At 48.2% G+C, this 693-nt stretch carries 1 protein-coding gene and 1 pseudogene; both read right to left on the bottom strand.

Annotation, left to right across the window (positions count from 1 at the left end):
* Positions 1-271: pseudogene (locus R7Z49_RS25200) on the bottom strand (flagellar hook-associated protein 3); the annotation flags it as partial.
* Positions 272-282: 11 nt separating this feature from the next.
* A partial coding sequence (locus tag R7Z49_RS25195; protein ID WP_318112414.1) for a flagellar basal body rod C-terminal domain-containing protein occupies positions 283-693 on the bottom strand: 411 nt, incomplete at its 5' end.

Here is a 693-nt window from a genome sequence, read left to right as displayed (position 1 = left end):
GCATGCTTTTCAAACTTTCGTTCACTGAGTCTAGGTGTGTCTCTTGGCTTGAAAGCGTTGTTTTCAGGTTTGCGATGTTGCTTTGGTATTGAGCAATCGCGCTGTTTTCGCGTTCCAAGTTAAGCAGCTTGATAGACGCCATTGGATCATCAGACAGTTTAGTCAGTCGCTCACGTGTCGACATTTGTTGAAGTACTTTCCCAAGGCCTGCGCTGTTGCTCTGCAGGCTTTGCAGCATCATTTGGCTGAATTGGTTATCACTGATTCGCATCTGGGTTTCCTCTAGAATAACTGCAATACAGAGTCGAACAGCTGGTTCGCCGTACTGATCACTTTCATGTTGGCATTGTGCGCGTTAGCAAACGTCATCAAGTTCGCGGCTTCTTCATCGCTGTTCACTGCACTTACGTTGTCGCGAGCGGTATGCGCTTGCTTACTCATTGCCAGTTTTGCTTGGTAATCCGCATCGGCCTGACGCGCTTTGATCGCCGTTTGGCCAACCATTGAGGTAAAGGCATCGTTCAAGCTCACTGAGCCGTAGCCCGTTACCGCAACCGGTTTGTTACTCAAATCAATCAGAGATTTAAGAACATTCGCGTTACCCGGCGTACCATCGCTTGAAAACGCCAATTCTTCCGCGCTCAAATCTGTGATGGTTAAACTTGCCGCTGGGTTATCAGGGTCGTAGTTAAA

It is taken from the genome of Vibrio sp. 1562 (genome assembly GCF_033340155.1).
GTDB classification, from domain to species: Bacteria; Pseudomonadota; Gammaproteobacteria; order Enterobacterales; family Vibrionaceae; genus Vibrio; species Vibrio alginolyticus.
Note: the sequence above shows the minus strand (reverse complement) of the source record. Positions and strands in the feature narration are given on the sequence as shown.